Source organism: Actinoallomurus liliacearum, from assembly GCF_039542035.1.
In the GTDB taxonomy this organism is placed as follows: Bacteria; Actinomycetota; Actinomycetes; order Streptosporangiales; family Streptosporangiaceae; genus Actinoallomurus; species Actinoallomurus liliacearum.
This window is the reverse complement of sequence record NZ_BAABHJ010000040.1, coordinates 45,431-70,864: the sequence shown is the minus strand read 5'-3', so window position 1 is coordinate 70,864 and position 25,434 is coordinate 45,431. Positions and strand designations below refer to the sequence as shown.

General features: G+C 74.6%; 4 protein-coding genes. All 4 read right to left on the bottom strand.

The features are described from left to right. Window position 1 precedes the first annotated feature (1 nt). Genes ABD978_RS38790 through ABD978_RS38775 form a run of 4 tightly spaced genes read right to left on the bottom strand, consistent with a single transcriptional unit; the run spans window position 2 to window position 25,432 of the window. Window positions 2–223 (bottom strand): MbtH family protein, encoded by a 222-nt coding sequence (locus ABD978_RS38790; RefSeq protein ID WP_345365797.1) that lies wholly within the window; start codon window positions 221–223, stop codon window positions 2–4. Beyond that, window positions 220–3,963: an amino acid adenylation domain-containing protein gene (locus tag ABD978_RS38785; RefSeq protein WP_345365795.1), complete on the bottom strand. Its 3,744-nt coding sequence runs from the start codon at window positions 3,961–3,963 to the stop codon at window positions 220–222. Before ABD978_RS38785 ends, ABD978_RS38790 begins: the two co-directional genes overlap by 4 nt. Next, window positions 3,960–14,570, bottom strand: a complete 10,611-nt coding sequence (locus tag ABD978_RS38780) for an amino acid adenylation domain-containing protein (RefSeq protein WP_345365793.1) — start codon at window positions 14,568–14,570, stop codon at window positions 3,960–3,962. Before ABD978_RS38780 ends, ABD978_RS38785 begins: the two co-directional genes overlap by 4 nt. Then, window positions 14,567–25,432 (bottom strand): amino acid adenylation domain-containing protein, encoded by a 10,866-nt coding sequence (locus ABD978_RS38775; RefSeq protein ID WP_345365791.1) that lies wholly within the window; start codon window positions 25,430–25,432, stop codon window positions 14,567–14,569. Before ABD978_RS38775 ends, ABD978_RS38780 begins: the two co-directional genes overlap by 4 nt. Window positions 25,433–25,434: the final 2 nt, after the last annotated feature.

Below are 25,434 nucleotides of genomic sequence, written 5' to 3'. Positions count from 1 at the left end.
GTCAGGCCCTCTCGTCCTGTTCCATGGCCGCGATGAGGCTCTTCGGGCGCATGTCGGTCCAGTGCTCGTTGACGTAGTCGAGGCAGGCCTGCCGGGTGTCCTCGCCGTGCGCGACGGTCCATCCCGCGGGCACGTCCGCGAACGTCGGCCACAGGGAGTGCTGCCCCTCCTCGTTGACGAGGACGAGGTAACGACCGTCGGGGTCTTCGAACGGGTTGGTCATGTCTCCAGGTTCTCCTTCAACTTCGCGGCGATTCGGGCCAGCGGGCCGGGATCGGCCATCTCGGTGTGCGCGCAGTCGACCGGGTGCCGCTCGACGCGGGCGGCGTGCGGGGTCCAGACGTCGGCGGGCGGCGCCTCGGTGTTGCGCGCGGCGGTGAACAACAACAGGTCCCCGTCGAACCGGCCGGGGACGAACCGCCGCCCGTTGCGCAGGGCGTTCAGGTAGGCGCGGTACAGGCCCTCCAGGCGGCGGCCGTCGATCCCGCCGAGCGCGCTGCCCTCCAGGAGGGCGGCGACGTCCTCCGCCGTCACGTCGTCGGCGACGTCGAACCCGAGGTCGCGGAGCAGGTCGGGGAGGGGCACGTCGGCGTCCGGGTCCCCGTCGAGAGGGTAGGAGTCCATCAGCGCGAGCAGCGCGACCTGTTCGCCGTCCGCCCGCAGCCGTACGGCCATGGCGTGCGCGATCAGGCCGCCGAGCGACCAGCCCAGCAGGTGGTACGGCCCGGTCGGCTGGACGGTGCGGACGACGGCGACGTAGTCGGCGGCCATCTCCTCCATCGATCCGGGCAGTTCCTCGTCGCGGGCGATGCCGCGCGCCTGCAGGCCGTACACCGGGCGGCCCGGAAGGTGGCGCAGCAGGCCCGCGTACGACCAGGCCACGCCGACCGCCGGGTGCACGCAGAACAGCGGCGGCCGGTCGCCCCCCGCGCGCAGCGGCAGCAGCACGTCGAGCGGTGCCGTCCCGCCGGCGACCGCGGCCGTCCCGTCGGCTGCCCGGGCGTCCGCCGTGTCGAGGCGGTGGGCGAGCGCCGCGACCGTCGGGGCCTCGAACAGCGCGCGGACCGGCAGGCCGACCCCCAGCTCGGCGCGGACCCGGCCGGTCAGGCGGGTGGCGAGCAGGGAGTCCCCGCCGAGCTCGAAGAACCCGTCGTCGACCCCGACCCGGTCGAGGCCCAGCACCTCCGCGAACAGGCCGCACAGGACCTCCTCCAGCGGACCCAGCGGCGGCCGCGAGGACCCGGCCAGCTCCGGCGCGGGCAGCGCCGCGCGGTCGAGCTTGCCGCTCGGGCTGAGCGGGAGGGCGTCCAGAACGACGACGGCGGAGGGCACCAGGTGGCCGGGCAGGGTCCGCGCCGCCGCCTCCCGCAGCTCGGCCGGGTCGGCGTCGCCGGTGACGTACGCGACGAGACGGCGATCGCCCGGTCGGTCCTCGCGGACGACGACCGCGGCCTGCCGGACGGCCTCCCGCTCGGTGAGCACCGCCTCGATCTCGCCCGGTTCGATCCGGAAGCCGCGCACCTTGACCTGCGCGTCCGTACGGCCGAGGTACTCCAGGCGCCCGTCGGCCCGCCGCCGGACGAGGTCCCCGGTCCGGTACATGCGGCCCGGCCCGAACGGGTCGGCCACGAAGCGTTCGGCGGTCAGTGCGGGCCGGTTCAGGTAGCCGCGGGCCAGGCCGATCCCGGCGACGTACAGCTCACCGGGCACGCCGGGCGGCACGGGCCGCAGCCTGGTGTCCAGGACGTACACCCGCGCGCCGGTGATCGGCAGCCCGATCGTCGAGGCGTCGTCGGTGAGCGGCGCGCTCATCGTCGCCGCCACGGTCGTCTCCGTCGGCCCGTACGCGTTGATCATCCGGCGGCCGGGCGCCCAGCGTTCGACGAGGCCGGGCGGGCACGCCTCACCGCCGACGACGAGGGTGCGCGGGTTCGCCAGGCCCTCCGGGTCGACGCCGGCGAGTACGGCCGGGGCGACGAAGCCGTGCGTCACCTGCCGCAGCGCGTCGCGGAGCGCCTCGCCGCCGTACACGTCCGGGGGCACGATCGTCACCGTCCCGCCCGAGGCGAGGCCCATGAGCAGCTCGAACACCGACGCGTCGAAGCTCGGCGAGGAGAAGTGCAGCGTCCGGTCGCCCGGCGCCAGGCCGAACCCCGCGATCTCGGTCGCGGCGAGGCTTGCCAGGCCCGCGTGCGTGACGACGACGCCCTTCGGCCGCCCGGTCGACCCGGAGGTGTAGATGACGTACGCCGCGTTCTCCGGCCGTACCGGTCTGGTGGTGACGTCGCGTCCGGTCATCGGCGGCGGCAGGCGCGGTCCGTCGTACGGGAGCGGCACGCCGGGGTGGGCGATCACGCAGGCGGGGCGGGCGTCGTCCAGCATGTACGCGACGCGGTCCGGCGGATAGCCGGGGTCGATCGGCAGGTACGCGCCGCCCGCCCGGCTGACGGCGAGGGCCGAGACGACGAACTCCGCCGATCGCCGCAGCGCGATCGCCACGACCGTCTCCGGGCCGGCACCGAGCCCGGCCAGCTCGCCGGCGAGCGCCCCGGCCCGCGCCCACAGCTCCGCGTACGTGAGCGTCTCGGAGCCCCCGACGGTCGTGACGGCGGGGGCGTCGGGGGTCTGCTCGACCCAGGTCTCGACCAGTTCCGGGAGCGTACGGGGCGGTGCGGCGGGCGGGCCGGCCGCCCAGCCGCCCAGGATCCGGGCGCGTTCGCCCGGGAGGAGGACGTCCAGGTCCGCGACGGGGGCGTCGGGCCGCGCGGCCATCGCGCGCAGCAGCCGTTCGACGCGGGCGAGCAGCAGCCCGGCCTCCGCGTCGTCGTACGCGTCGGGCCGGTGGTCGAGGCGCAGCCACAGCCGGTCGCCGCCGAGCGGCGCGGCGACCAGCGCGAGGGGGTAGTGCGTCGCGTCGAAGAGGTCCACGCGGGTCAGCCGTACGTCGCCGAGTGTGATATCCCCAGGCTGGGGATAGTTCTCGAACGCGGTCATCGTGTCGAACAGCGGCGTCCGGCTGACCTCGGTCAACCCGGCGTGCTGGTGCGGGAACAGCTCGGCCTGCTCCTCCTGCAGGCGGGTCAGCAGGGCCGCGACCGACCGCTCCTCCTCGATCCGGACCCGCACGGGAACGGCGTTGACGAACAGCCCGACCATCCGCTCGACGCCGGGGATCTCCGGTGGCCGCCCGGACACCGCCGCGCCGAACACGACGTCGTCGCGGCCGGTCAGCCGGGACAGCAGCAATCCCCACGCGCCCTGGACGAGCGTGTTCGCCGTGAGGCCGTGCCGCCGGACGGCGGACAGGTCCAGGTCGACCTCCGTGGTGACCCGCCGCGGCGGCAGCGGCGGCCCGGCCGCCGTCGCGGGGGCGACCAGCGTCGGCTCCGCCACCCCGTCGAGGGCCTTCCCCCATGCCTCGCGGGCCGCCGTACGGTCCCGGCCGGCCAGCCACTCGAGGTACCGCTTGTACGGCGTGACGGGAGCGGGCTCGCCGCCGAGGTACAGCGTGAAGAACTCCTCCGCCAGGACCGGCATCGACCAGCCGTCCAGGAGGATGTGATGACTCGTGACGATGAGCCGGTTCCGCTCCGGCCCCTCCGGCACGAGGGTGAACCGCAGCAGCGGCGGCCGCGCCAGGTCGAACGGCCGGGTCCGCTCGCGCTCGGCGACCACGTCGGGGTCGCCGGTCGCCTCCTCCCAGGGCAGCGGCACCTCGCGGTGCACGAGCTGGACCGGCTCGCCGTTCTTGCGCTGCCGGAAGCCGCACCGCAGGTTCGCGTGCCGGGCGAGCAGCGCGGACGCGGCGCCCTTCAGCGCCCCGACGTCCAGGGGGCCCGCCAGGTCGAGCACGAGCTGCGTCGCGTACAGGTCCCGGTCGTCCAGCGCGGCGTGGAAGTACAGCCCCTGCTGGAGGGGGGACAGCGGCAGGACGTCCTCCAGCCGCCCGCGTCCGGTGGTCACAGCTCCTCCAGCTCCGCCTCGAACTCGTCGATCTCGTCCTGGCCGAGGTCGACCAGGGGGAGGTCGGACGGCGTGTGCCCGCCGTCCTCCGTGACGGCCAGCTCCCGCAGCGCCGCCGACCACGCCTCGGCGAGCGCCCGCACGTCGTCCTCGTCGTACAGGCCGGACGCGTACGACCAGGTCACCTTCAGGTGCGGACCGTCCGGCAGGTCGTGGGTGACCGCGTTGACGTCGATGCCGTGCGGCAGCGGCGTGCCCGGACCGTGGCCCATGCCGAGCAGGTCGGACTCCGGTGCGGTGGACCAGTCGCCCTGTCCGGGGTTCACCCGGCCCTGGTAGTTGAAGCCGAGCTGCGGCGTCACGGTGAGCGTGCCGCGCGTCGCCGGGGTGAGGTGGCGCAGGAGCCCGTACCCGAGGCCCTCGCCGGGGACGGCGCGCAGCTGTTCCTTGACGCGTTTCAGGGCAGGGCCCGGTTCGTCGGTGCCGGGGGCCAGCCGCACCGGGTAGAGGGCGGTGAACCACCCGACCGTGCGGGACAGGTCCGCGCCCAGGTCGGCGCGGCCGTGGCCCTCCAGGTCGACGAGCAGCCCGTCGCGCCCGTGCCGGCGGCGCACGGCCAGGGCCAGCGCGGTGAGCAGGACGTCGTTCACGGTGCCGTGGAAGGCCGCCGGAACGGTCGTCAGCAGCGGTTCGGTGACCTCGGGCGGCAGGCTCGCCCGCACGTGCCGTACGGTCTCGGCGGTGTCCCGCGCCGGGTCCAGCGCCCGGCGGGCCAGCGGCGGATCGTCTTCCAGCGCGGCCCAGTGCGGGAGTTCGTCCACAAGCTGTGGATCGTTCGCCGCCGCGACGAGCCGCCGCGCCCACCCGCGGAACGATGCCGGGACCGGGTCGAGCGGATGATCCTCCAGAGCCAGCACGAGGTCGGGGAGCAGGATCCGCCACGAGACGCCGTCGACCACGAGGTGGTGCAGCGTCAGCAGCAGCCGGCCCGGCGCGTCGCCCGCGTCGAACCAGACCACCCGCACCGTCGCGCCCGTCGCCGGGTCCAGGGCCCGCCGCGCCGCGTCCACGTGCTCCGCGATGCCGTCCAGGCCCTCGACCCGGATGACGTGCGGCCGCCCCGTACCGGGCGGCGTGATCTCGGCGTGCCGCCCGTCGAACCGCAGGCGCAGCGCGTCGTGGTGGTCCACGAGCGTCTCGACCGCCCGCGTCAGCCGGTCCAGGCCCAGGCCGGGCGGCACGGTGAGCAGCGCCGACTGGTGCAGTGAGCCGCCCAGCCCGGCGAACCAGCTCATGATCGGTGTGAGCGGCACCGGCCCGACGCCCGCCCCTTCCGGTTCCGGTGCCGTGCCGTCCCGGCCGGCGGGCCGCGCGACCGCCGCCAGCGCCCCCGGCGTCCGGTGCCGGAACACCTCCCGCGCCGTGACGACGAGGCCCTCGCGCCGGGCCCGCGCGACGAGCTGGATCGCGACGATGCTGTCCCCGCCCAGGTCGAAGAAGCCGTCGTCGGCGCCGACCGGGCCGTCCAGGCCGAGGACCTCGGCGAACAGCCGGCAGAGCAGCTCCTCCTCCGGCGTGCGCGGCGCGCGGCCCGACGCGCGGAACTCGGGCGCGGGCAGCGCCGCGCGGTCGAGCTTCCCGCTGGCGGTGAGCGGCAGATCGGGCAGCGGGACGACGGCCGCCGGGACCATGTACTCCGGCAGCCGGTCGCGGACGAACGCCCGCAGCTCGGCCGGGTCGGCGTCGCCCACGACGTACGCGACGAGGCGCCGCCCGCCGGGCGGGTCCTCCCGGATGAGCACGGCGGCCTGGGACACGGCCTCGTGTCCGGTCAGCGCGGACTCGACCTCACCCGGTTCCACCCGGAAGCCGCGGATCTTGATCTGGTGGTCCGTACGGCCGAGGTACTCCAGCCGCCCGTCGGCGCGGTGCCGGACGAGGTCGCCGGTGCGGTACATCCGCTCGCCCGGCGCGCCGTACGGGTCGGCGACGAAGCGTTCCGCCGTGAGGCCCGGCCGGCCGAGGTAGCCGCGGGCCAGGCTGAGACCGGTGGCGTACAGCTCGCCGGGCACGCCGGGCGGGACCGGCCGCAGGTACTCGTCGAGCACGTACACGCGGGTGTTCGCCACCGGGGTGCCCATCGGCGGGACGATCCGGCCGGAAAGCGGCGCGCTGACGGTGGTGGCCACCGTCGTCTCCGTGGGCCCGTACGCGTTGATCATGCGGTGGTCGCGCGACCAGCGCTCCACGAGCTCGGGCGGGCACGCCTCACCGGCGACGACCAGCGTCAGTCCCGGCGGCAGTCCGTCGAGGGTGGGGAGCGCGGCCGGCGGCAGCGTCGCGTGCGTGACGCGCCGCTCGGCGGCCAGCTCGGCCAGCGGCGCGCCGGGGACGAGACGGTCGGCCGGCGCCGGCACGAGAGTCGCCCCGGACAGGAGCGCGACGAGCTCCCAGAACGCCGCGTCGAAGCCCGGCGACGCGAACTGCAGCACCCGGCTCCCCGGGCCGATCCCCAGACGTTCGCGCTGCGTCGCCGCCAGACTCGCGATCCCCCGGTGGGTGACGACGACCCCCTTCGGCCGTCCCGTCGACCCGGACGTGTAGATCACGTACGCCGCGCCGTCGACCCGACCGCTCCGGGAGAGCACGGCGTTCGGCGGGCCGTCGGGTGTCTCGACGCCCTCCTCGGTGACCACGCACACCGGGCCGGCGTCCGCCAGCAGGTACGCGACGCGGTCCGGCGGATAGGTGATGTCGATCGGCAGGTACGCCGCGCCGGTCATGGCGACGGCCAGCTCCGTCACGACGAGGCCGACGGACCGGGGCAGGGCGATCGCCACGATCCGCTCCGGCCCGGCGCCCAGCTCGGCGAGCCGGTCCGCGAGCTCCTCCGCCCGCGCGGCCAGGTCGGCGTACGTCAGCTCCTCGTCCTCGAAGACGACCGCCGTCGCGTCCGGCGTCGCGGCCGCCTGCGCCCGGAACAGCTCGGCCAGCGTCGCGTCCGGCACCGGCCGAGCGGTGTCGTTGAACTCCGCCAGCATCCGGTGGCGTTCGGGCTCGTCCAGCAGGTCGATCGCGCCGATGCGGGTGTCGGGGTCGGCGGCGACGGCGGTCAGGAGACGGTCCAGGCGCGCGGCGATGGCCTCGGCGGTCGCCTCGTCGAACAGGTCGGTCGCGTACTCCAGCACCCCCTCGAGGCTCTCCTCCAGGCTCAGCGTCAGGTCGAACTTGGCGACTCCGGCGTGCAGCGGCAGCGGCTCGGCGGTGCCGCCGCCGGAGAGCCGGAGTTCGGCCGAGGGGTTGTTCTGGAAGGCGAGCATGACCTGGAAGAGCGGGTGGCGGGCCATGCTGCGGGGTGGGTTGAGGATCTCCACGAGGCGTTCGAAGGGCAGGTCCTGGTGCTGGTAGGCGGCCAGGTCGGTGTCGCGGACCCGGTCGACGAGTTCCCGGAAGGTCGGGTTTCCTGCGGTGTCGGTGCGCAGGACGAGGGTGTTGACGAACATGCCGACGAGGTCGTCGAGGGCCTGGTCGGTGCGCCCGGCGATGGGCGTGCCGATGGGCACGTCGGTCCCGACGCCGAGGCGGGTGAGCAGTGCGGCGAGGGCCGCCTGCACGACCATGAACACGCTGGCGTTCGTCCGCCGGGCCAGCGCCCTGACCCGCTCGGCGTCGAGCCGTACAGGCACCTGTCCGCCCTGGTGGGACGCCTGGGCGGGGCGGGGACGGTCGGTGGGCAGGTCGAGCTGGTCGGGCAGGTCGGCGAGGGTGTCACGCCAGTGGGCGATCTGCCGGGAGATGAGGCTGTCGGGGTCGTCTTCGGAGCCGAGGAGGTTCCGCTGCCAGAGGGCGTAGTCGGCGTACTGCACGGGCAGCGGTTGCCAGGTGGGTGGTCGTCGTTCGGCGCGGGCGGTGTAGGCGGTGATCAGGTCCCGTGCCAGGGGCGCGAACGACCAGCCGTCGGCGGCGATGTGGTGCAGCACCAGCAGCAGCACCTGCTCACCGGGCCCGGTCACGTACAGGCGGGCGCGGATCGGGATCTCCACCGCGAGGTCGAAGCCGTACGCCGCGTCCCGCGCCAGGGCCGCCGCGACATCGTCGGTCTCCTCGACCCGGAGCTCGGGCCGCTCGTCCTCCAGGATCACCTGGTACGGGGCGCCGTCCGACTCCGGGAAGATCGTTCGTAGCGCCTCGTGCCGGGCGACCACGTCGGCCAGTGCCGCCCGCAGCGCGTCGACGTCCACCTCGCCGGTCAGCCGGAGCGCCAGCGGCATCGCGTACGTTGCGCTGCGGCCCTCGAGCCGGGCCAGGTACCAGAGGCGTCGCTGCGCGTACGACAGCGGTGGGGCGGCCGCCGCACGGGGAGATGGCGTGAGCGGCGGTCGGCCCGTGTCCGCCCCCTCGGCGACCTCGGCGAGGCCGGCGACGGTGGGCGTCTCGAACAGCGCCCGGACCGGGATCTCGACGCCGAGGACGGCGCGGACGCGGGCGACGACGCGGGTGGCCAGCAGTGAGTCCCCGCCCAGTTCGAAGAACCCGTCGTCGACCCCGACGACCGGCGTGCCCAGCACCTCGGCGAAGACCCCGCACAACACCTCCTCGACCGGCGTCCGGGGACCGCGCGACGACGACCCGACCTCCGGCGCGGGCAGCGCCCGGCGGTCGAGCTTGCCGTTGGGCGTCAGCGGCAGCGCCTCCAGGACCACGATCGAGGACGGCAGCATGTAGTCCGGCAGGCTCTGCCCCGCGAACTTCCGCAGCTCGGCCGGGTCGGCCGCCCCGACGACGTACGCGGTGACGCGCCGGTCGCCGGGCCGGTCCTCCCGCACGACGGCGACGGCCTGCGAGACGGACTCGTGCGCGGTCAGCACGGTCTCGATCTCGCCCAGCTCGATGCGGAACCCCCGGACCTTCACCTGGTGGTCGACCCGGCCGAGGTACTCGATCCGCCCGTCGGCGCGATATCGCGCCAGGTCGCCGGTGCGGTACATGCGGCCGGGCCCGTACGGGTCGGCCGTGAACCGTTCGGCCGTCAGGTCCGGGCGGCCGAGGTACCCGCGAGCCAGCCCCGCCCCGGCGATGTACAGCTCGCCGGGGACGCCCGGCGGCACCGGCCGCAGCGCGGCGTCGAGGATGTAGACCCGTGTGTTCGCGAGGGGACGCCCGATCGGCGGCCGGGCCGCCGAAGCCTCGTCGATCTCCACGCCGGTGGACCAGATCGTCGTCTCGGTCGGGCCGTACAGGTTGCGGACCGAGCAGCCGCGCTCGACCAGGGCGCGGGCGAGCCCGGCGGGCAGCGCCTCCCCGCCCACGAGCACCCGGAGCCCGCCGAGGTCGGGAGGCTCGGGAAGCTCGGTGAGCTCCTGCCAGAGGGTCGGCGTGGCCTGCATGATGGTGGCGTCCGCGAGGAGCCGGCCGAGCCGCGCAGGCTCAGCGACCTCCTCCTCGCGCGCGAGCCGGATCCGGGCCCCGGCCAGCAGCGGCGAGTAGATCTCCGGCACCGAGATGTCGAAGCCGACCGTGGTCACCGCGACGAGCGTGTCGTCCGGCGTGAGCGGAACCTGCTCGGCCATCGTGAGCAGGAGGTTCGTGACGGTGCCGTGCGGCACGACGACGCCCTTCGGCCGCCCGGTCGACCCGGACGTGTAGATCACGTACGCAGGGTGGTCCGGCCGCGAGTCCCACGCGGCTACGGGCCCGGCGGGCGCGTCGGGTCGCAGCGGCAGCCGGACCTCGCTCAGCCCGCCGGGGAGTACGTGCGCCGTCGCCTCGCAGGTCACCGCCGCGACCGGCCGAGCGTCCTCGATCATCATCGCGATGCGGTCGGCGGGGAAGCGCGTGTCGATCGGCAGGTAGGCCGCGCCCGTCTTGTGCACGGCGAGCAGCGCGACGACGAGCTCGGCGGTACGCGGCAGGGCCAGGGCGACGAGCCGTTCGGGGCCCGCGCCGTGCTCCTCGACCAGGTGGCGGGCCAGCCGGTCCGCCTCCTCGTTCAGTCGCGCGTACGTGAACGTCACCGGGGCGGCCGGGTCGTCGAGCGTGCCCGCGACCAGGGCCGGGGCGTCCGGCGTCCGGGCCACCTGCGCCTCGAAGAGTTCGACGGGCGTGACGTCGGGGACCGGACGGGCCGTGGCGTTCCACTCCTCCAGGACCCGATGCCGTTCGCGTTCGTCGAGGACGTCGAGGTCGCGCAGCGCGACGTCCGGATCCGCGACGACCGCGCGGAGCAGCCGGACGAACCGCGTGACGATCGTCTCGGCGGTCGCCTCGTCGAACAGGTCGGTCGCGTACTCCAGCACCCCGCTCAGCCCGTCACCGTCCTCCAGCACGAAGTGCAGGTCGAACTTGGCGGTCGCGGTGTCCGCGTGCAGGGGTTCGGCGGCGAGTCCGGGGAGGTCGAGCCGCGCGCGCGGGTTGTTCTGGAAGGCGAGCATGACCTGGAAGAGCGGGTGGCGGGCCATGCTGCGGGGTGGGTTGAGGATCTCCACGAGGCGTTCGAAGGGCAGGTCCTGGTGTTGGTAGGCGGCCAGGTCGGTGTCGCGGACGCGGTCGACGAGTTCCCGGAAGGTCGGGTTTCCGGCGGTGTCGGTGCGCAGGACGAGGGTGTTGACGAACATGCCGACGAGGTCGTCGAGGGCCTGGTCGGTGCGCCCGGCGATGGGCGTGCCGATGGGGACGTCGGTCCCGGCCCCGAGGCGGGTGAGCAGTGCGGCGAGGGCGGCCTGCACGACCATGAACACGCTGCAGTGCGCGCTCCGGGCCAACGCGGCGATCCCGGCGCGGACCTCCGGATCGATGTCCACCGGAACCCTTCCGCCCTGGTAGGAGGCCTGGGCGGGGCGGGGACGGTCGGTGGGCAGGTCGAGCTGGTCGGGGAGGTCGGCGAGGGTGTCGCGCCAGTAGGTGATCTGCCGGGAGATGAGGCTGTCGGGGTCGTCTTCGGAGCCGAGGAGGTTCCGCTGCCAGAGGGCGTAGTCGGCGTACTGCACGGGCAGCGGTTGCCAGGTGGGTGGTCGTCCTTCGGTGCGGGCGGCGTAGGCGGTGATCAGGTCGTGGGCCAGGGGCGCGAAGGACCAGCCGTCGGCGGCGATGTGGTGCAGCACCAGCAGCAGCACCTGCTCACCGGGTCCGGCCGCGTACAGATGCGCGCGGATCGGGATCTCCGCCGACAGATCGAAGCCTGCGGCCGCGTCCCGGACCGGCGCGGCCGACAGGCCATCGACCTCGGCGACCCGTAGCCCGGGCCGCACGTCATCAAGGATCACCTGGCAGGGTTCGCCGTCGACCTGCCGATAGACGGTCCGCAACACCTCGTGCCGGGCGACCACGTCGGCCAGTGCCGACCGTAGCGCGTCGACGTCCACCTCGCCGGTCAGCCGGAGCGCCAGCGGCATCGCGTACGTTGCGCTGCGGCCCTCCAGTTGGTCGAGGAACCACAGTCGCTGCTGCGCGTACGACAGCGGAAGCCGATCCGGCCGGGACGCGGGCCCGAGCTTCGGCTGCGAGCCGTGGCGGGCATCGTCGAGCCGCTCGGCCAGCGCGGCGACGGTCGGGGCGTCGAAGAGGGTCCGCACGCCGACCTCGACGTCGAGCACGGCACGGATCCGGCTGACCATGCGGATCGCCAGGAGCGAGTCGCCGCCGAGGGCGAAGAAGTCGTCCTCCGGGCCGACGCGGTCCACCGTCAGCAGTTCGGCGAACAGCCCGCACAGGATCTCCTCGGTCGCCGTCCGGGGCGCCCGCGAGGAGGAGGCGGAGAACTCGGGCTCGGGCAGGGCCCGGCGATCCAGCTTGCCACTGGGGGTCAGCGGCAACTCGTCGAGGACCACGAGCGCGGCCGGGACCATGGCCTCGGGAAGGCTGCGAGCGGCATGCGCACGCAGGTCCGCTCTCAGCCGGGCGGGATCGGTCTCGGCCGCCCGCGCCACGACGTACCCGACCAGCCGGACCCCGTCCGTGCCGTACGGCCGGGCGGCGACGGCGCAGTGGGCGACGTCCTCGTGACCGGCGAGGATGTTCTCGATCTCGCCGAGTTCGATGCGGACGCCGCGGATTTTGACCTGGTGGTCGGTGCGTCCGAGGTATTCGAGGTGGCCGTGGTGGTTCCAGCGTGCGAGGTCTCCGGTGCGGTACATCCGCTGTCCGGTCCCGTAGGGGTTGGCGATGAACCGTTCGGCGGTCAGGGCGGGGCGGTCGTGGTAGCCGCGGGCGAGTTGGTCCCCGGCGAGGTACAGCTCTCCGGGTACGCCGGGCGGGACGGGCCGTAGGGCTGCGTCGAGGACGTAGGCGCGGGTGTTCCAGACCGGCCGCCCGATCGGCACGCTCTCGGAGCCCGGTTCGTAGCGCCATGAGGTGACGTCCACGGATGCCTCGGTCGGCCCGTACAGGTTGTGCAGCTCCACGTCGGGGAGCAGTTCGTGGAACCGTGCGGCCAGTTCCGGTGGCAGCGCTTCGCCGCTGCACAGCACCCGGCGCAGCCCCGTACAGTCCGCGGCCTCCGGTTCGGTCAGGAACGCGGCCAGCAACGACGGCACGAAGTGTGCCGTTGTGACCTGCTCGTCGTGGAGCAGCCGGGCGAGGTAGCGCGCGTCGCGATGGCCGTCGGGCCGGGCGATGACGAGCGTGGCGCCTGTCTGCAGTGGCCAGAAGAACTCCCACACCGACACGTCGAACGTCGCCGGGGTCTTCTGCACCACCCGGTCACCAGGTCCCAGCCCGTACTCGCTCTGCGCCCACAGCAGTCGGTTGACGATCCCCGCGTGCGGGATGACGACTCCTTTGGGCCGTCCGGTGGAGCCCGACGTGTAGATCACGTACGCGGCGTCGTCCGGGGTCGTCGTACGGGCCGGGGCGGTGTCGGCGAACCCGGCCAGTTCCTCGTCCACCTCCGGGTCGTCGAGGATCAGCAGCGGCGTCTCGCCCGGCAGCCGGCCCGCGATCCCGGTCGTGGTGATGACGACGGCGGGCCGGGTGTCGGTGAGCACGTACGCGATGCGGTCGGCGGGGTGGTCGGGGTCGACCGGCACGTACGCCGCGCCGGCCTTGACGACGGCGTACATGGCGACGAGCAGGTCGAGGGAGCGGGGCAGGGCCAGGGCAACGCGGGTGTCCGGGCCGATGCCGCACTCGAGGAGGTAGTGCGCGAGCCGGTTCGCCCGCGCGTCGAACTCCGCATAGGTCAGTGCGGCGCCCTCGTACACCAGCGCGATCGCGTCCGGGGTCCGGGCCACCTGTGCCTCGAACAGGTCTGCCAGCGTCACCGCCGGTACCGGACGGGCCGTGTCGTTCCACTCCTCCAGCACCCGCCGCCGCTCGCCGGACAGCAGGAGATCCACCGCGCCGACCGGCACGTCAGGCGTTTCGGCCATGGCGCGCAGCAGCCTCAAGAACCGGGCGAGCAGCGTCGCGGCGGCGTCCTCGTCGACGACGTCCGGCCGGTGGTCGAGGCGGAGGGTCAACCGGTCGCCGGGGACGACGTACAGGGTCAGGGGGTAGTGGGTGGCGTCCCGCTGCGCCGCGCCGGTCAGCCGGAGGCCCGCCACCGGTTCGCCCATCGCGGACGGGTCGAAGGGGTAGTTCTCGAACACGGTGAGCGTGTCGAACAGCGCGGATCCGGCCACCGCGCCGCCGCCGACCAGGCCGGTGATCTCCGCGAGGCCGAGATGCTGGTGTCCGAGGAGCGCGGCCTGCTCGGTCTGGAGGCGGGTGAGCAGCTCCGCGAGCGTCTCGTCGGCCCGGATCCGGAGCCGTACGGGGACCGTGTTCACGAACAGGCCGACCATCCGCTCGATGCCGGGGAGCTCCGGCGGACGTCCGGAGACGACCTGGCCGAACACCACGTCGGACCGGCCGGTGAACCGTGCCAGCAGCAGTCCCCAGGCGGCCTGCACGAGCGTGTTCAGCGTGACGCCCTGCGCGCGGGCCCGCTGGCGAAGCCGGGCGGCCGACTCCTCCGGCAGTTCCTCGGACACGGCCGACGGCAGGACGGGGGCCAGGCCCGCCGCCTCGGGCAGCAGGAGCGTGGGCTCCTCGATCCCGTCGAGTGCGGCCGTCCAGGCGCGGGTCGCGGCCTCGTGGTCCTGCCGTTTCAGCCAGGTGAGGTACTGCTTGTAGGGAGTGGCCGCCGGCGGCTGCGCGCCGGCGTAGCGGGTCAGCAGTTCGACGACCAGGATCGGCGTCGACCAGCCGTCGAACAGGATGTGATGGTTGGTGAGGACGATCCGGGCGCGCTCCGGCCCGATCCGTACGAGCGTGAGGCGGATCAGCGGCGGACGGGTCAGGTCGAAGGGCGCGACACGGTCGGCGTCGGCGATCCGGTCGGCCTCGGCCTCGTCGGCCGCCGCGACCTCCCGGAACGGCAGCTCCACCGAGCGCGGCACGACCTGCACGGGCTTCTTCAGCCGGTCGTGCGGGAACGCTGCTCGCAGGTTGGGATGGCGGCGCAGCAGGTCCTGCCCGGCCTTCCGCAGCGCGTCCGCGTCGACCGTGCCCTCGACGTCGAGGACCACCTGGGCCGCGTAGACGTCCCGTTCGTCGAGGAGCGCGTGGAACAGCAGGCCGTGCTGCAGCGGCGACAGCGGCCAGACGTCCTCGATCTGCGACCGGTTCAACCCTGCTCCCAAAGATCTTCGAGCGCTTCGATCTCGTCCTGGTCCAGCTCGACGAGGGTCAGGTCCGAGGGCGTGTACCCGCCGCCGTCCGCGCCGGCCAGTTCCCGCAGCGCCGCGAACCACCGGTCGGCCAGGTCGCGTACCGCGTCCTCGGGAAGCCATCCGCCGGGCCAGACCCAGGTCGCGCGCAGGGCACCGTCCCGGGTCACGGCGTCGATCTCCAGGCCGTGGGAGACCGTCAGGTCCGGGTCGTGGCCGGGGCCGAGCACGTCGGACTCCGGGGCCAGGCTCCAGTCGCCGTCCCCGGTGTCGACCCGGCCCAGGTAGTTGAAGACGATCTGCGGCGTGGGCAGGGCGGCCAGCCGGTCACGGGTCCGCGGGTTCAGGTGACGCAGCAGCCCGTACGTCAGGCCCGCCGGGACGGCCCGCAGTTGCTCCTTCACCCGTTTCAGCGTCTGCCCGGCGTCTTCGCCGCCCGGGTTCAGCCGCACGGGGTGGAGGGCGGTGAACCAGCCGACCGTCCGCGTGAGGTCGGTACCGCCGTACGGATCCTCGGTGGTCTCGCCGTCGAGGCCGTCGGGATCCTCGCGCCCGTGCCCTTCCAGGTCGATCAGGACGCCGTCGTCGGTCGCCTGCCCGCGGTCGCGTCGCCAGGCCGTGACGGCGCGGGCCAGCCCGGTGAGCAGGACGTCGTTCACGCCGCAGTGGAACGCCGCGGGGACCGTGGTCAGCAGCGGTTCGGCCTGCTCGCGCGGCAGGGTCACGGTGAAGCGCCGCAGCTCCGCTCCGGTGTAGGCGGCGACGTTCCGCGACCCGGCGCCGCCGAGGGACGGATCATCGACGTCGAGGATCTCGATCCAGCGCGGAAGTTCGTCCACAACCTGTGGATGGTTCGCGGCGGCCGCCAGCCGCTGCGCCCACCTGCGGTACGACGTCGGCACCGGGTCCAGCGCCACGTCCTCCAGCGCCAGCACCAGGTCGGGCAGCAGGATCCGCCACGAGACCCCGTCGACGACCAGGTGATGCAGGACCAGGAGCAGCCGGCCCGGCGCGTCGCCCGCGTCGAACCAGACGACCCGGACCATCGCCCCGGCCTCCGGGTCCAGGCTCCGGCGGGCGGCCTCGGCCCGCGTCGCGATCGCCTCGCCGTCGTACCCCTCCACCCGGCCGACGCACATCGCCGCGTCCACGGTTCCGGGCGGTGTCGTCTCCAGCCACCACGAGTCGCCGTCCGTCCGGCGCAGCCGCGTCCGCAGCGCGTCATGGTGGTCCAGCAGCGTCCGCACCGCCGCCGTCAGCCGGTCCACGCCCAGGTGCGGCGGCACGGTGAGGAGCATCGCCTGGCTGAACGCGCCGAACGGGCCGCCGCGTTCGGCCAGCCACGCGACGATCGGCGTGCGCGGCACCGGCCCGATCCCCGCACCCGGCGGTTCCGTTCGCGTCGTCACGTCGGCGGCCGTCCGGGCGACCGCCGCGAGGGCGGCCGGTGTCCGGTGCTCGAACACGTCCCGAGCGCTGATCACCAGCCCGGCGGCCCGGCTCCGGGAGACGAGCTGGATCGCCAGGATGCTGTCCCCGCCGAGGTCGAAGAACCCGTCATCCGCCCCCACGGACGCGGAGCCCAGCACCTCGGCGAAGATCTCACAGAGCAGCCGTTCGGCCGGGGTGCCCGGAGCCCGCGACCCGGCCGACGCACCGAACACGGGAGCGGGCAGCGCCGCGCGGTCGACCTTCCCGCTGGAGGTCAGCGGCAGCTCGTCCAGCGCGACGACGGCCGCCGGGACCATGGACTCCGGCAGGACCCGCGCGGCCGCCGACCTCACCTCGGCCGGGTCGGCATCGCCGGTGACGTAGGCGACGAGGCGCCGATCGCCCGGTCGGTCCTCCCGCGCCAGCACGACGACCGAGGTCACGCCGGCCTGCCCCGCGAGGATGTTCTCGATTTCGCCGAGTTCGACGCGGACGCCGCGGATTTTGACCTGGTGGTCGGTGCGTCCGAGGTATTCGAGTTCGCCGTGATGGTTCCAGCGGGCCAGATCCCCGGTGCGGTACATCCGCCCAGTTCCGTACGGGTCGGCGATGAACCGTTCGGCGGTCAGGGCGGGCCGGTCGTGGTAGCCCCGGGCGAGTTGGTCTCCGGCGAGGTACAGCTCTCCGGGCACGCCGGGCGGGACGGGCCGCAGCGCCGCGTCGAGGACGTAGGCGCGGGTGTTCCAGACCGGCCGCCCGATCGGTACGTTCGCCGAACCGGGCGTATAACGCCAGGAAGTGACGTCCACGGACGCCTCGGTCGGCCCGTACAGGTTGTGCAACTCCACGTCCGGCAACAGGCCGTGGAACCGTGCGGCCAGTTCCGGTGGCAGCGCTTCGCCGCTGCACAGCACCCGGCGCAGCCCGGTACAGCCGGCCGCCTCCGGTTCGGTGAGGAACGCGGCCAGCATCGACGGCACGAAGTGCGCGGTCGTCACGCCCTGGCGCTGGATCAGCTCGGCGAGATGGGCCGGATCCCGATGCCCGTCGGGCCGCGCGACCACCAGCGCGGCCCCGGTCTGCAGTGGCCAGAAGAACTCCCACACCGACACGTCGAACGTCGCCGGCGTCTTCTGCACCACCCGGTCACCGGGCCCCAGCCCGTACTCGCTCTGTGCCCACAGGAGCCGGTTGACGATCCCCGCGTGCGGGACGACGACGCCCTTGGGCCGTCCCGTCGATCCAGATGTGTAGATGACGTACGCGGCGTCGCCCGGCGCGACCGACCGGGACGGTGCGGTGGCGGGCAGCGCGTCCAGTTCGTCCCGCACGCCCGGGTCGTCGAGGATCAGCAGCGGCGCCTCGTTCGGCAGCCGGCCCGCGATCCCGGTCGTGGTGATGACGACGGCGGGCCGGGTGTCGGTGAGCACGTACGCGATGCGGTCGGCGGGGTGATCGGGGTCGACCGGCACGTACGCCGCACCCGCCTTGACGACGGCGTACATGGCGACCGGCAGCTCGACCGAGCGCGGCAGCGCCAGCGCCACCGGCCGCTCCGGCCTGACGCCGCACTCGACGAGGTAGTGCGCGAGCCGGTTCGCCCGCGCGTCGAACTCCGCATAGGTGAGCTCGACGCCCTCGTACACCAGCGCGACCGCGTCCGGGGTCCGGGCCACCTGTGCCTCGAACAGGTCTGCCAGCGTCACCGCCGGTACCGGACGGGCCGTGTCGTTCCACTCCTCCAGCACCCGCCGCCGCTCGGTCTCGTCGAGCAGGTCGATGGCGCCGATCCGGGCGTCCGGGTCGGCGGTGACGGCCTCCAGTAGCCGGACGAAGCGGGCCGCGATCCGTTCGGCGGTTCCGGCGTCGAACAGGTCGAGGGCGTACTCGAGGGTCCCGTCGAGCCCGGCCGGGCCGCCGTCGGGCGTCCGGCGTTCCTCGAGCATGAGGTGCAGGTCGAACTTGGCCACACCGGCGTGCACGGGTTCGACGGCGACCTGGACGTCGGGCAGGTCGACGACGGCCCGCTCGTTGTTCTGGAAGGCGAGCATGACCTGGAACAGCGGGTGCCGGGCCATCGACCGTTCCGGCGCGACGACCTCGACGAGGCGCTCGAAGGGCAGATCCTGGTGCTGGTAGGCGGCCAGGTCCGTCTCGCGCACGCGGGTCAGCAGTTCGGCGAACGACGGGTCGCCGCCCGTGTCGGTCCGCAGGACGAGCGTGTTGACGAACATGCCGACGAGGTCGTCCAGCGCCTCGTCGGTGCGCCCGGCGATGGGCGACCCGATCGGGATGTCGGTGCCCGCGCCGAGCCGGGTCAGCAGCGCGGCGAGGGCGGCCTGCGCGACCATGAACGCGGTCGCGCCGTGCCTCCGCGCCAGGGCCTCGAGGCGGGCGTGCAGCGCGGTGTCGACGTCGAAGGCGACGGTCGCCCCGCGGTACGACGCGCACGCGGGCCGCGGCCGGTCGGTGGGCAGCGCGAGCCGGTCGGGGAGCCCGGCGAGCGCCTCGCGCCAGTACGCGACCTGCCGCCCGATGAGTCCGGCGGGGTCGTCGTCCTCCAGCAGGGCGCGCTGCCAGAGCGCGTAGTCGGCGTACCGCACGGGCAGCGGGTTCCACGAGGGCGTCTCGCCCTGGATCCGCGCGGCGTACGCGCCGATCAGGTCGCGGGCCAGCGGGGCGAGCGACCAGCCGTCGCAGGCGATGTGGTGCACGACGATGAGCAGCAGGTGCTCGTCGGCGCCGAGCGCGTACAGGTGCGCCCGCAGCGGCGGCTCGACCGCGAGGTCGAAGCCGCGCGCGGCGTCCGCCGCGACCCGCTCGTACAGCTCCGGGCTCTCGGCGACGTCGACGACCGTCAGTTCGGGCGCCATGCCGTCGACGACGAGCTGGTACGGCGTGCCGCCGGAGACCGGGAAGACGGTCCGCAGCGGCTCGTGCCGTTCGGCGAGGTCGCACAGCGCGATCCGCAGGGCGGCCTCGTCGAGCTTGCCGGTCAGCCGCAGCGCGATCGGGAGGTTGTAGGTGCCCGACGGCTCGTCCTCCAGGCTGTCGAGGAACCACTGCCGCTGCTGCGCGTACGAGAGCGGGACGATCGGCGGGTGGTCCACGGGCCGCAGCGGCGGCCGGGCCGTGCCCGCCGTGTCGAGCGTCCGCAGCAGACCGGCGGGCGTGGGCGCCTCGAACAGCGCCCGGATCGCCGGCTCCACGCCGAACGCCGACCGGATCCTGCTGATCACCCGCGTGGCGAGCAGCGAGTTGCCGCCGAGGTCGAAGAAGCCGTCGTGGACGTCGACCCGCTCCACGCCCAGCACGTCGGCGAAGATCCCGCAGACGATCCCCTCGGCCGGGGTGCGCGGCCCGCGGGACGGCGCCGTGGCGGACGTGTCCGGCGCGGGCAGGGCCGCCCGGTCGAGCTTCCCGCTCGGCGTGAGCGGGAACGCGTCGAGGACGACCACGGCCGACGGCACCATGTGGCCGGGCAGCCGGTCGGCCGTGAACTCCCGCAGCTCGACCGGGTCGCCGTGCCCGGTGACGTACGCGACGAGGCGCCGGTCGCCGGGGCGGTCCTCCCGCAGCACGACGACGGCCCGGCCGACCGTCTCGTGCGCGCTCAGCACGGCCTCGATCTCGCCGGGCTCGACCCGGAACCCCCGGATCTTGAGCTGGTGGTCGGTGCGGCCCAGGTACTCGATCTGGCCGTCGGCGGTCCAGCGGGCGAGGTCGCCGGTCCGGTACATGCGGCCGGGGCCGAGCGGGTTCGCGACGAACCGTTCGGCGGTGAGGTCCGGCCGGTCGTGGTACCCGCGCGCCAGGCCGCCGGTCAGGTACAGCTCGCCGGGCACGCCGGCCGGTACGGGGTTCAGCCAGGCGTCGAGGATGTACGCGCCGGTGTTGGTCAGCGGCCGGCCGATCGGGACGGTCCCGTCGGGGTCGCCGTCGCCCTCCCAGGCCAGCGCGTACACGGTGGCCTCGGTGGGGCCGTAGATGTTGGCGATGCGGGTGCCCGGCAGCGCGGCCCGCGCCTCCCGCAGCAGCGTCGGCGTCAGCGCCTCGCCGGCCAGCGCGAGCGTTCCGGCCTTCGGCCGCGCCCCCTCCGCGAGGACGGCGGCCAGCGCGGACGGCACCGCGCAGATCAGGTCGACGTCGACCGGCCGGTCCAGCAGGGTCAGCAGGTCCGGGACGATCTCGATGGAGCCGCCGGCCAGGAGCGGGACGAGCGTGTCGAAGACGGAGACGTCGAAGTTGAGCGACGTGGCGGCCAGCACGCGGGACAGCCGGTCCCGCCCGAAGTCGCGGACGGCCCAGTCGACCAGGTCGGCGACTCCTCGGTGCGGGACGACGACGCCCTTGGGCCGCCCGGTCGAGCCCGAGGTGTAGATCAGGTACGCCGCGTTGCCGGGCCGCGCCCGCCGTACGCCCGGCGCGTCTCCTCGTCGGTCGGGCGGCAAGCGGGGCAGGTCCCGGGGCAGTTCGGTGTCCTCGTGGGCGATGACGCAGGCGGGCCGGGCGTCGTCGAGCAGCAGCGCGATCCGCTCGGCCGGGTGGCCGAGGTCGATGGGGACGTAGGCCGCGCCCGCCTTGAGCACGCCCCACAGCGCGACGATCAGCTCCGCCGAGCGCGGCAGCGCGACGGCGACGAAGTCCTCCGGGCCGACGCCGCGCGCGGCGAGCGCGCCCGCCAGCCGGTCCGCCCGCGCGTTCAGCTCCGCGTACGTCAGGGTGACGGAGTTCGCCGGGTCGAGCACCGCGACGGCGTCCGGGGTCCGGTCGGCCTGCTCGCCGAACAGCTCGGCCAGCGTCGCGTCCGGCACCGGCCGAGCGGTGTCGTTGAACTCCGCCAGCATCCGGTGGCGTTCGGGCTCGTCCAGCAGGTCGATCGCGCCGATGCGGGTGTCGGGGTCGGCGGCGACGGCGGTCAGGAGACGGTCCAGGCGCGCGGCGACGGCCTCGGCGGTCGCCGGGTCGAACAGGTCCGTCGCGTACTCCAGCGCGCCCGCCCCGCTCGCGTCCAGGTCGAGCAGCAGGTCGAACTTGGCCGTCCCGGACTCGAGGGGCCGGATCCGCGCGGTCAGCCCCGGCAGCTCCACCTCGACCTGGCCGGTGTTCTGGAAGGCGAGCATGACCTGGAACAGCGGATGGCGGGCCAGGCTGCGCGGCGGGTTGAGGATCTCCACCAGGCGTTCGAACGGCACGTCCTGGTGCTGGTAGGCGGCCAGGTCGGCGTCACGTACCCGCCCGACGAGTTCCCGGAACGTCGGGTTGCCTTCGGTGTCCGTGCGCAGCACCAGCGTGTTCACGAACATGCCGACCAGGTCGTCCAGGGCCTGGTCGGTGCGCCCGGCGATCGGCGTGCCGATGGGCACGTCGGTGCCGGCCCCGAGCCGGGTCAGCAGCGCGGCGAGCGCCGCCTGCACGACCATGAACACGCTCGCGCCGGTGGCGCTCGCCAGCGCGGCCAGCCGCTCGGCGTCCAGCCGTACCGGCACCCGGCCGCCCGCGTGGGACGCCTCGGCGGGGCGAGGCCGGTCGGTCGGCAGGTCCAGCCGGTCCGGCAGCCCGTCGAGGGTCTTCCGCCAGTAGGCGACCTGCCGGGAGATCAGGCTGTCCGGGTCGTCCTCCGCGCCGAGCAGGTCCCGCTGCCAGAGGGCGTAGTCGGCGTACTGCACCGGCAGCGGTTCTCCGGCGGGCGGCCGGCCCTCGGCGCGGGCGGCGTAGGCGGCGACCAGGTCCCGCGCCAGCGGCGCGAGCGACCAGCCGTCCGTCGCGATGTGATGGAGCACGACCAGCAGCACGTGCTCGTCGGGCCCGGCCGCGTACAGGCGGGCGCGGATCGGGATCTCGGTCGCCAGGTCGAACCCGCGCCGGGAGTCCCGCGCGAGCGCGGCCTCCAGGTCCGCGGGCCGGGTCACCGGCACCTCGGGCCGTACGTCGTCCAGGACGACCTGCCGTGGCTCCCCGTCGGCCAGCGGGTAGACGGTCCGCAGCACCTCGTGCCGCGCGACGAGGTCGGCGAGGGCCGCCCGCAGCGCGTCGGCGTCCAGGCGGCCGGCAAGGCGGAGCGCGACCGGCATCGTGTAGGTCGCCGCGTCCCCTTCGAGGTGGTTCAGGAACCATAGCCGCCGCTGCGCGTACGACGGCGCCGCCCGGTCCGGCCGGTCGCCGGCGGGCACCAGCGGGGGCCGGGCCGGCGCGGACGCGTCCAGCGCGGCGGCGAGGCCGGCGACGGTGGGCGTCTCGAACAGCGCCCGGACCGGGATCTCGACGCCGAGGACGGCGCGGACGCGGGCGACGACGCGGGTGGCCAGCAGTGAGTCCCCGCCCAGTTCGAAGAATCCGTCGTCGACCCCGACGACCGGCGTGCCCAGCACCTCGGCGAAGACCCCGCACAACACCTCCTCGACCGGCGTCCGGGGGCCGCGCGACGACGACCCGACCTCCGGCGCGGGCAGCGCCCGGCGGTCGAGCTTGCCGTTGGGCGTCAGCGGCAGCGCGTCCAGGCGTACGACGGCCGAGGGGACCATGTGCGCGGGCAGGGCGTCCCGTACCCGCTCCCGCAGCGCGGCGGGGTCCGCGTCGCGGCCGGTGACGTACGCGACGATGCGGCGGCGCCGGTCGTCGTCCGGCCCGTCCTCGCGGACGACGGCGGCGACCTCGTCGACGGCCGGGTGGGCGGCGAGGACGGTCTCGATCTCGCCCAGCTCGATCCGGAAGCCGCGCAACTGCACCTGGTGGTCGGCGCGGCCGACGTACTCCAGCCGGCCGTCGGCGTGCCGGCGGGCCAGGTCGCCGCTGCGGTACATGCGGCCGGGCCCGTACGGGTCGGCGACGAACCGCTCGGCCGTCAGGTCCGGGCGGCCGAGGTACCCGCGCGCCAACCCCGCCCCCGCGACGTACAGCTCGCCGGTCACGCCGGGCGGCACCGGCCGCAGCGCCGCGTCCAGCACGTACGCCCGCAGGTCCGGGATGGCGCCGCCGATCACGCTGCCGAAGCCGGCCGCGGCGCCGGCCGCGTCCAGCGGCGCGTACGTGACGTGCACCGTCGTCTCGGTGATCCCGTACATGTTGACGAGGACGGGCGCGTCGTCGGCGTGCCGGGAGTACCAGTCGGCGAGGCGGGACGGATCGAGCGCCTCACCGCCGAAGATCACGTACCGCAGCGCCAGGTCGCGGCTCTTGTCCCGGTCGGCGCGCATGAGCTGGCCGAACGCCGACGGTGTCTGGTTGAGCACGGTGACGCGCTCGTCGTCGAGCAGGCGCAGGAAGTCGTCGGGCGAGCGGCTGACGTCGTACGGGACGACGACGAGACGGCCGCCGTACAGCAGGGCGCCCCACAGCTCCCACACCGAGAAGTCGAAGGCGTAGGAGTGGAACAGCGTCCACACGTCCGACGGCCCGAACCCGAACCAGTGGTCGGTCGCGTCGAGCAGCCGCACGACGTTCGCATGCGGGACGACGACGCCCTTGGGCCGCCCGGTCGACCCCGAGGTGTAGATGACGTACGCCGGGTGCTCGGGCCGCAGCGGCACGACGGGGTCGTGATCCGGGGAACCGGCGAGCAGGTCGGCGTCGAGCACGACCCCCTCGACGCCCGCGGGCGGCCGCACGCCGGGGGCGGTGACGACGAGGGCGGGTGCGGCGTCCTCCAGCATGGCCGCGATCCGGCCCGCCGGATAGTCCGGGTCGATCGGGACGTACGCGGCACCGGACTTCAGCACGGCGAGGATCGCGACGACGAGGTCGGCGGACCGGGGGAAGGCCAGGGCGACGAGCCGTTCCGGGCCGGCGCCGCGCGCGATGAGCCGGTGGGCCAGCCGGTTCGCGCGGGCGTTCAGGTCGGCGTACGTCAGCGACGTGCCGGCGTGGGTCACCGCGACGGCGTCCGGACACCGCGCGACGCGGTCCGCGAACAGCCCGGGGATCGTCGCCCGGCGCATCACCGGGACCGTCCCGCGCGTCTCCGGGGCCGCCTCAGACGTCGCCGGGACCGCCTCGAGCGGGTCCGGGATCGCCCCGGGCGCCTCCGAGACCGTCGCCTGGCGCGTCCGGATCGTCTGCGGGCCGCCGGGGACGCGTTCCTCGGGGAGTGCGACGTCGAGCACGCCGATGGGCCGGTCCGGGGCGGCGGTCGCGAGCGTGCGCAGGAAGTTCAGAAGGCGCGCGTGGTGGGCGGTGGCCTCCGTCTCGGTGTACCGCTCCGGGTGGGCGTCGACGTCGACGCGCGTGCCCTCGCCCGCCGTGCCCTCGTACACGTTGACGGCGAGGTCCTCGACCGGGCCGGTGGTCAGCACGTGCGGGACGCCGCGGTGCCCGGCGAAGTCCAGGTCCTGTTCGAACCCCATGACGTTGATCAGCGGGCCGTACAGCGGCCGGCCGTCGAGGAGGCCGAGGTCGCGGCGCAGGTCCTCCAGGCGGTACCGCTGGTGCCGCAGCAGCCGCCCGACCTGCTCGGTGACCTGCGCGGTCAGCGCGCGGACCGAGTCGGCGGGCCGTACGGTGAGCCGGAGCGGCAGGACGTTCGACAGCATCCCGGGCGTGCGGCGCGCCGCCGGGGTGGTCCGCGCGGTGACGGCGAGACCGAGCACGACGTCGGAGACGCCGCACAGGCGCGTGGTGTAGGCCGCGGCGGCCGCGATCGTCAGGCCGGTGAGGGTGGTACCGAGCAGCCGGGCGGCCGACGTCAGCGCGTCCGCCTCGTCCGGGCCGAGCCGCCCGGACGCCCGGTGGAACCGTGCGGACGGCCGCACGCCGTGCGCGGGGCGGACCGCGAGCGACGGGGCGTCGGGCAGGTCGGCGCAGCGCTCCAGCCAGTACGCGCGGTCGCGCGCGAACCTGCCGGAGGCGCGGTACTCCTCGTCCTCGGTGAGCAGGACCTCCAGCGAACCCAGCGTCCCCGCGCCGTGCGGCCGGCCGTCGACCATCGCCGTGTACACCTCGGCGAGCCGCCGGGTGATCAGCGGACCGCTGTAGCCGTCGACGGCGAGGTGGTGGCAGCGCAGGTACCACAGGTGACGGCCGGCGCCGAGGCGCAGCAGCGCGTTCCCGAACAGCCGCCCGCCGACGAGGTCGACCGGGGTGGCCGCGTCCGCGCGCATCCACGCCCGCGCGGCCGCCATCGGGTCGTCCTCGCCGCTCAGGTCGACGACGGGCACCTCGACCGGGGCGACGTCGAGGACCTGTCCCGGCGGGCCGTCCCCGGCGGTCTCGACGAGACGGACGTGCACCGCCTCGACCTCGTGCGCGCAGGCCCGTACGGCGGCGGCGAAGACCTCCGGGTCGACCGGCCCGTCGATCTCGATGTACTGCGCGACCTGGACGGGGGCGTCCGGGTTCAGCAACTGGGCGTACCAGACGCCGCGCTGCGCCGCCGACAGCGGCCAGGGTGTCGTCATGG